Source organism: Candidatus Paceibacterota bacterium (assembly GCA_035452965.1).
In the GTDB taxonomy this organism is placed as follows: Bacteria; Verrucomicrobiota; Verrucomicrobiia; order Limisphaerales; family UBA8199; genus UBA8199.
The window spans coordinates 36,569-45,000 of the sequence record DAOTCE010000040.1; the positions used below are offsets into that span (position 1 = coordinate 36,569).

General features: G+C 60.5%; 7 protein-coding genes and 1 rRNA gene (1 of these 8 cut by a window edge). All 8 read left to right on the forward strand.

The features are described from left to right. The first annotated feature begins 377 nt into the window (after positions 1–377). Complete coding sequence (gene larE, locus P5205_19915; GenBank protein ID HSA12634.1) at positions 378–1,268, forward strand: ATP-dependent sacrificial sulfur transferase LarE; 891 nt, start codon at positions 378–380, stop codon at positions 1,266–1,268. Positions 1,269–1,462: 194 nt separating this feature from the next. Continuing rightward, positions 1,463–2,740 carry a type II secretion system F family protein gene (locus P5205_19920; protein HSA12635.1) on the forward strand — a complete coding sequence of 426 codons (1,278 nt, stop codon included), beginning with the start codon at positions 1,463–1,465 and terminating at the stop codon, positions 2,738–2,740. Positions 2,741–2,744: 4 nt separating this feature from the next. Then, complete coding sequence (locus tag P5205_19925) at positions 2,745–3,317, forward strand: prepilin-type N-terminal cleavage/methylation domain-containing protein (protein HSA12636.1); 573 nt, start codon at positions 2,745–2,747, stop codon at positions 3,315–3,317. Positions 3,318–3,433: 116 nt separating this feature from the next. After that, positions 3,434–3,784 (forward strand): hypothetical protein, encoded by a 351-nt coding sequence (locus tag P5205_19930; GenBank protein HSA12637.1) that lies wholly within the window; start codon positions 3,434–3,436, stop codon positions 3,782–3,784. Next, positions 3,784–4,617, forward strand: coding sequence for a type II secretion system protein GspJ (locus P5205_19935; GenBank protein ID HSA12638.1), 834 nt, complete (start codon positions 3,784–3,786; stop codon positions 4,615–4,617). The genes P5205_19930 and P5205_19935 overlap by 1 nt, the downstream gene beginning before the upstream one ends. After that, the gene (locus P5205_19940; protein ID HSA12639.1) at positions 4,614–5,792 is read left to right on the forward strand and encodes a type II secretion system protein GspK; all 1,179 of its coding nucleotides are present in this window, start codon (positions 4,614–4,616) and stop codon (positions 5,790–5,792) included. Before P5205_19935 ends, P5205_19940 begins: the two co-directional genes overlap by 4 nt. A 462-nt stretch (positions 5,793–6,254) precedes the next feature. Beyond that, positions 6,255–6,977 carry a dethiobiotin synthase gene (gene bioD / locus P5205_19945; protein ID HSA12640.1) on the forward strand — a complete coding sequence of 241 codons (723 nt, stop codon included), beginning with the start codon at positions 6,255–6,257 and terminating at the stop codon, positions 6,975–6,977. A gap of 439 nt (positions 6,978–7,416) precedes the next feature. After that, a 16S ribosomal RNA gene (locus P5205_19950) occupies positions 7,417–8,432 on the forward strand (it continues 553 nt past the right edge of the window).

Genomic DNA, 8,432 nt, shown 5'->3' on the forward strand with positions numbered 1-8,432 from the left:
CGGCCCCTCAATCCTCAGCGAGTTGCTGAACCAACCCACCCGGCGATGAAATTGGCAGGGGCCTGCACCCCGCAGCCTCACGCCCCTCCCAAGCCTGAGGCGCCCTAACCCCAAGCCGGCGACGGCGTTTGGACGGTGCCAATCCGGCGGGACTACGGTGTGGTTCCCATGGGGGTCGGGCCCCATGGGAACCACACCGGGCTATAACGGGTGTCACAGCGTTGTCACACCGGGGTGGCCATTGGGCCCAGGATTAGGGTGCGTTATTCATGGATTGCGGCACCGAGGATTCAGGCACCGCCCGCGGCTGAGGCGTCAGGCCAACCGCAACGCGGCATTCGCACCGCCTCGACATCCCCGGAGTTACATGCGATTCTGTGCCTGTGGTATCGGTAAAGTACGAACGACTGCGCGCGCTCCTGCGTTCCTATGGCTCCTGTCTGGTCGCCTACTCCGGCGGCGTGGACTCGGTCTTTCTTGCCTATGCCGCGCATGAGGAGCTTGGCGACAAGTCTCTCGCCGCCATAGCCGATTCGCCCAGCCTTCCCCGCCGCGAATTCGAGCAGGCCCTGGCCGTCGCCCGCCAGTTCCGGTTCCCGGTCCGGGTCGTCCGCAGCCGTGAATTCCAGAATCCCAGCTACCTGGCCAACCCCGACAACCGGTGTTACTTCTGCAAGCACGAGCTGTTCACCGAGCTCGCGCCGCTGGCCAAAGCCGAGGGGATGGCCGTAATCGCTTATGGTGAAAACGCCAGTGACATTGGCGATTACCGGCCCGGCGCCCAGGCGGCGGCCCAGTTCCGGGCGCGCGCCCCTCTGAAAGAGGTTGGCCTCACCAAAGCGGATATTCGCGCCCTCTCCGCCCAGCTTGGCCTGCCTACTGCCGACAAACCCCAGATGGCCTGCCTCAGTTCGCGGGTCCCCTACGGCGAGCCCGTCAGCCCGGAGAAGCTCCAGATGATCGAGCAGGCCGAGAATGTCCTGCGCGACCTGGGCTTCCACGACGTGCGGGTTAGGCACCACGAATTGCGCGGTACGGGCAAAGGCGAGTCCGCGCGTCCGCCACTGCACCTGGCGCGCATCGAGGTCGGCCAGGCGGAAATGCGCAAGTTCCTGGAGAACGGGACTTCAGCCAAAGTGGCCGAGGTGCTAAGGCAACTCGGCTACGCCCACATCACCCTCGACCTCCAAGGCTACCGTCGTGGGAGCGCCAATGAGATCTTCAGCGCGCCGATTCCACACTCCGCAAGGATCACCGATAAGGCTTAGCCACTGAACGGCAGGACATGCGGTTTCGGGCTTCCTTTGGATTTCAGGGTAAAAGGCTCTGGCTGGACTGCAATCCGGGGCCCAGAGAGGCAGTTTCGGCCACCCAAAGGTGCCACGGCGGCGCGAAAATTGCTGCTTGGAACACCGCAACTTTGGGCTAAAGTTCTTGTTGAAGAAAGAAGCAGTTCCGCCTTATGCCACAATTCTCTTACAAAGCGCGGCGCCGGACGGGGGAAGTCGTCGAGGGCGTGCTGGAGGTTGCCGATCGCTCGGCGGCCCTGGTTCAGATCGAGCGCCTGGGGCTTTTTCCGGTCGCGGTAGATGCGGCCAAGGCCGGCGCGATTGCGGCGGCGGCTGAACGCCAGCCCGGGCGCAAGACAGATTGGCGCGCGATCCTGCCGCCCACCCTGCGGGCGGCCATGTCCAAGAAGCGCAAACCGAAGCTCCAGGAACTCGGCACCTTCACGCAGCAGTTGGCCAACCTGCTTAGCTCCGGCATGCCGCTGACGGTCGCCCTGAACAGCATGACGCACCTCGAGTCCAAAGGCATCCCGGCGGACGTCAGCCGGGAACTGAAACAGGACGTGATGGAGGGGCGGAGCCTGTCCGATGCCATGGCCAAGCAGCCCCGGATATTCTCCGATCTGTATGTCAACATGGTGCGGGCGGGCGAATCCAGCGGCGCGCTGGTGGAGGTGCTGCGGCGCATGGCCGACCATTTCGAACGGTTCGCCCAGGTGCAGTCGAAGTTCACCTCGGCGCTGGTGTACCCGGCCTTCGTCTCGGTGGTGGGGATCGGCATCATGTTCTTCTTCATGAGCTACATGCTGCCGAAGTTCATGACCATCTTCGAGGGGATGAACGTTCCTTTGCCGCCGATGACCCAGCTCCTCGTCAGGATCAGCCATTTATTCTCGGGCTACTGGTGGCTCATGCTCGCGGTGGTCATTGCCGCGGTGATCATCTTCAAGCGCTTCCAGGCGACTGAAGAAGGCCGCCGCAAGATTGACCACTGGCGCATGAACGCCCCAGTCTTCGGCAAGGTGGTCAAACTCAATATCTTCGGCCAGTTCTCGCGCACCCTCTCCACCCTGCTCGAAAACGGCGTCCCAGTCCTCACCGCCCTGAAGATCACCGAGCAGATCATTCCCAACTCCATCGTGAAGGAAGCCATCGCCAAAACCCGCGAGGAGGTCACCGACGGCAAGACCATCGCCCAGCCGCTCGCGCGCAGCAAAATCTTCCCCCAGCTCATGGTGGACCTGGTCAAGATCGGCGAGGACACCGGCGATGTGCCGGGCGCGCTCAAGAACGTCGCCGACACTTACGAAAACGAACTCAGCATCGCCTTGCGGGTGATGACCAACATGATCGAGCCGGTGCTGATCATCGTCATGGCTCTCGGCGTGGGATTTCTCCTCCTGAGCGTGCTTTCGGCGATGTTTGCGATCACGGCCAACATTGCCCGCTGATTGGATGAGCCTGAAGTCGAGAGTTCGGGGTGCAAGGTCGCCGGCCTTCACGCTCATCGAGATCATGATCGTGGTGGGCATCATGGGCATCGTGATGACCATGGGGGTGCCGATTGTCTATAAGGTCTGGCGCAAGGCCCCGATGCGCAAGGCGGTGGCCGACGTGGTGGAAATCTGCAGCAATGCCCGCGCCCGCGCGATCATGCAGGGGTCCCCGACCGAGGTGGTCTTCTATCCGAAAGTGAACCGAGTCGGGATAGCCGGCTTCGGCGGCTCGCCGCGCCAGGCCGCGCAGGATGGCGAGATCGCGGTGGTGAACACGCCGCCGGCTTCAGGTTCCGGCACTTCCGCCACGCTGCCGGAAGAGGTGATCATTTACTTGCTGGACATCAACATGTCCGGCGTGGAGTACCGTGACGCAGAGGAGGCGAGGGTGAAGTTCTTCCCGAACGGCGTCGCCGACGAAATGCGCATGATTCTGTTCGACACGCGCGACTATGTGGGCATCGAACTGGAGACAACCACGGGCCTGGTGAACGTCGTGCCTGATCCGCTTCGGGAGTGGAGCCGGCGATGAACAGCTGCTTTAGAACCGAGACATGCCCCGAGCCGGGCGGCGAGGCGAGGCCCGCAACTCCCGCCGCGTTGATCCCAGCCCGGCGCCTCCGGTCCGCCTTCACCCTGCTGGAGGTTATGATCGCCGCCGGCATATTCTTCATGGCCATCTTCGCCATCCTGGCGATGGTTTCCAGCATGCTGCGCAATGCCCGCAGCCTGCGCCTGGTCGAGCTGGATGCCGGCATGGTCGCCGCGCAAGTCGGCAACACCAACAAGCTGGAGGAAGGCTCGCAATCGGGCGACTTCGGCAAGCTGTACCCGGGTTACTCGTGGGAGGCTGAGACCTACGAGGCGGCCACCAACGGCCTTTGGCAGGTGGACATCGTGGTGCGCCAGCGCGGCGCAGCGAAGCCGGTGGATCAGATGAGCATCTTCCTGTTCCGGCCCGAGTCCCAGTCCCGCATTGGCCCCGTGAGGCCCCGCTGATGAAACTCTGGTTCCCAGTCCGTTGCCTGCCCTCCACCAGGAGGGACCGGTCGAGCCGCGCCCAGTCCCGGAAAAGCGCCTTTACTCTGGTGGAGATCATGATCGCCATTGGGATCTTCGCCCTGGTGCTGGCTGCGATCTATTCGAGCTGGACGGCGATCTTGCGCGCTTCCAAGACGGGGCTCGCCGTAGCCGCCTCGGCGCAGCGGGCGCGCATCACCATTCGCGTGCTGGAGGATTCGCTCGGCTCCGCCCAGTCCTTCGCGGCCAACCTGCCTTTGTACTACTTTGACGCCAAAAACGGGCCTGATGCCTCGCTGAGCTTTGTCGCGCGCTTGTCCAAGTCCTTCCCGCGCAGCGGCAAGTTCGGAGACCTGGATGTCCGCCGCGTTACCTTCTCCGTCGAAGCGTCGCCGGATGGCGGCAACCAATTGGTTCTGCGGCAGAACCCGCTGGTGATGGACCTTGACCGGGATGAGAAGGAATACCCGCTGGTGCTGGCCAAGAACGTCAAGGGCTTCGAAATGCAGTTCTGGGCCACAGATAAGAACCCGCCGGATTGGGTGGACGAATGGGAGGAGCAGAAGACCAACCAACTGCCCGCGCTGGTCATGCTTACCTTGCGGCTGGCGGACAACCCTCACTCCTCGCGGGTCACCGAGGAAATCACCCGGATCATCAGCCTGCCGTCGGTGACCGTGCAGCCCAATTGGCAGGTATCCAGCAGCCCGCCCGGCGCCCCGGCCCGCTCTGACCTCCCCCCTGTGCAAGGTGGCACCCCAGCAGTTGGTGGTCGTGAGGGTCCACGCACCGCGCCTGTCAGACGGCCATGAGAATCGCTCCCATCATTTGCTGGGGCGATGGTGCCCTGGACGCGGGTTTTGACCCCCGCGCCGCGCGTTGCGCTTCGAGTGCGCTCCCTATCCCCCGCTACCGCTTCGGTCCGCAGGCCGGCATCGCCCTGGTGATTGTCATGATCTCCGTCACGGTCCTGACGATTCTGGCGGCGGGTTTTGCCTATTCCATGAAGGTGGAGACCAAGCTGGCCCGGAACTCCAACTGCGAAGCGGAGCTGGAATGGCTGGGGCGTTCTGGTGTCGAATATGCCCGCTGGGTCCTGGGCAACTCGCTGCTGAACCCCATGCAACCCTATGATTCCCGCGACCAGCCCTGGGCAACCGGCTATGGCCTTCTCGGCCCCACCAACAATCCCATCGGCGAAGTCCAGAAGACCCTGACGCTCGGGCGCGGCACGATCACCTGGAGCATCACCGACCTCGAAAGCAGATTCAACATCAACTCCCCCGAGCCTGTCTTGCAACAGATCCTGCCCCAGGCCCTCAACCTGATGGGCGTCGCTCCCGGCGAGGCCACCCCGATCGTAAACTCCATCTTCGACTGGATTGACCGCGACGACCAGACCCACCCCGAGGGCGCCGAGGTCCGGGACTACCAGGCGTTCGACCCTCCTTACCTCGCCAAAGACGGCCCGATTGACGACCTTGCCGAACTCCTCCTCATCAGAGGCATTACTCCGGAGATCTACTACGGCCTGGCTTCGACCAACTACCAGCCTTCCTACTACAGCCAGCAGAGGAATCGCTTTGGCCGGTATTCCGACGCCCCGCCTCCCATCGCCGTCGGCCTGACCAATCTCTTCACGCCCCTTTCCAGCGGCAAGGTCAACATCAACACCGCTTCGCCGGAGGTGCTCCAACTCATCCCGGGCGTGGACAACCTAATCGCCGAAGCGATCGTCTCCGGCCGGTCGGGTGAGGACGACGGTAGTGGCTTAATGGGCCCCTACCGCAATGTGGACCAGGTCCGCCGTGTTCCCAACATCCCCCTCGAAATGGTCAGGCAGCTCCAGCCTTTCTGCGATGTGCGCAGCAAGACTTTCCAGGTGCAGGTGGACGCCGAAGTCGCCGGCTACAAGCGCACCTTCTTCGCCATCCTGGGCCGCGAGAATCAAAACAGGGTCCAAATACTCAGCTTCTACTGGAAGTAGCCGATGGTGGCCCTCGGCCGGAGCCGGCGTCCGGCCTGCCTCTGTGATCCCACTGCCTTACCTCTCCGGTGTTTCAGGGGCGTATCTCTGGGGTATCCCGCTTGGAAACAAATGCCTCCTCGGGGCCTTCCAAGGGACGCCCTCATCGCCGTTCCAAAGCAGCAATCCCTGGTCACTTGCCTTAGGACATTTCATTCGACAATTGGATGGAGTTGAACTATAAATATCAGCCGGGCGTGGACGGGAAGCGCCCCTGGGCTGAGGAGGTCCGGGACAGGGCAATCAAGGCCCAATCATGGAGTAATCATGCTCCAATCATGCTCCAATGATGCTAGCAACACCGGGACAACACGCCGGCAACCCAATCCAATCCCGCGCGCCTGCATGCATACGCGCTGCTGTGGCGGGCAGCCTGCCCTTTCTCTCTGTTCGTGAGGGCGGGGCTGTGATTAACTCTCCGCTGTGAGGCGCACCTGCGCGCAACGGATCATCTTCATCACCGGCACCGACACGGGCGTCGGAAAAACGCTATTGACGGGACTGCTCTTGCACCACTTGCGCCAGAGCGGCTGTCACGCGCTGGCGATGAAACCCTTCTGCTCCGGCAGCGGAGCCGACACGGCCTTTCTGCGCGCGATTCAGGAAAATGAACTTACGCCCGGTGAGATCACGCCTTACTTTTATGCCGAGCCGCTGGCCCCTTTGGTGGCCGCGCGAAGGCATCGTCGAACCGTTCGCCTGCCGGAAGTCTTGCGCTGCATTCGGCGCATGACCAGCCGCTGCGACTGTCTCCTGGTGGAGGGAATCGGGGGGTTGCTTGTGCCTCTGGGGGAGGGCTTTACCGTGAGGGACTTGATCGCCCGGCTCGGCTGTGAAGTCATCGTCGTCTCCGCCAATCGTTTGGGTACCATCAACCATACCCTCCTGACTGCGGCTGCCTTGGAAGATGTTGGAATCAAGCGATACACGACCGTTCTGATGACCTCGCGAAGAGGGGGCTTCTCCAGCCGTTCCAACCGCCGGATCCTGGCCGATTTGCTCGCCCCCAACCCTGTTGCCGCCCTTGGTTACCTGGGGCGGAACCCGGGCCGGTTTGTAGCCCTGAAAAAAAAGTCAAAAAAAATCAAAAAAACACTTGCACGAATATTGGCGTTGGGTATTGTCACGCCCCTGCGTTCTTTGTGAGACCGGATTTTTGGCGGCTGGAAGAAAGTGGAAAATAGTTTTTGACAGCCGCGCTGACACTGGTAAATTGATGGAAGTTGCGACTGTGCAACCCCGGCAAAAAAAAGATAAAAAAAGTCTTTGACAGCCGGCGCAGCCTGAATAGAATGGCTGCGAATTTAACAAAGGTCTGAGAGGCCGAGTTAAGATTGATTAAATCGGCACTCAGGTTTTTTGTCCCCCAGATCCGGGGAAAAAGTGGGCTGTAAGAGTGCCCAGCCGGAGAGGCGGGATAGAGATTTACGGGTGGCAACACCCGCTGCTCATTGAAAATTGAATTGTGCGATAAGTTAAGAGCCCCTTCAGGCGAGTCATGTTAGTAAGACTCGTTTGGAGAGTTTTAAAGAATTAAGACCGTCCGGTCTCACGACCGGACATAAGTCAAATCAACTAACGTTTTTTAACGGAGAGTTTGATTCTGGCTCAGAACGAACGCTGGCGGCGTGGATAAGACATGCAAGTCGAGCGCCGATTACGGGGTAGCAATATTCCGTAGTTGGAGCGGCGCAAGGGTGCGTAATACGTGGGTAATCTGCCATGAAGTTTGGAATAACTCGCTGAAAGGCGAGCTAATGCCGGATGTGAAAACTGGGAGGCATCTCCTGGTTTTTAAAGCTGGGGACCGTAAGGCCTGGCGCTTCATGATGAACCCGCGGCCTATCAGCTAGTTGGTGAGGTAACGGCCCACCAAGGCTAAGACGGGTAGCTGGTCTGAGAGGACGACCAGCCACACTGGAACTGAGACACGGTCCAGACACCTACGGGTGGCAGCAGTCGAGAATTTTTCACAATGGGCGAAAGCCTGATGGAGCGACGCCGCGTGGGGGATGAATGGCTTCGGCCCGTAAACCCCTGTCATTTGCGATCAACCGTTATTATTTAAAAGATGATAACCTGATAGTAGCGAAAGAGGAAGGGACGGCTAACTCTGTGCCAGCAGCCGCGGTAATACAGAGGTCCCAAGCGTTGTTCGGATTTACTGGGCGTAAAGGGTGCGTAGGTGGCGGGGTAAGTCGGATGTGAAATCTCCGAGCTCAACTCGGAAAATGCATTGGAAACTACCTTGCTCGAGGGTTGGAGGGGGGACTGGAATACTTGGTGTAGCAGTGAAATGCGTAGATATCAAGTGGAACACCAGTGGCGAAGGCGAGTCCCTGGACAACTCCTGACACTGAGGCACGAAAGCTAGGGGAGCAAACAGGATTAGATACCCTGGTAGTCCTAGCTGTAAACGGTGCACGTTTGCTGTAAAAGGATTCGACCCCTTTTGTGGCGTAGCCAACGCGTTAAACGTGCCGCCTGGGAAGTACGGTCGCAAGATTAAAACTCAAAGAAATTGACGGGGGCCTGCACAAGCGGTGGAGTATGTGGCTCAATTCGATGCAACGCGAAGAACCTTACCTGGCCTTGACATGT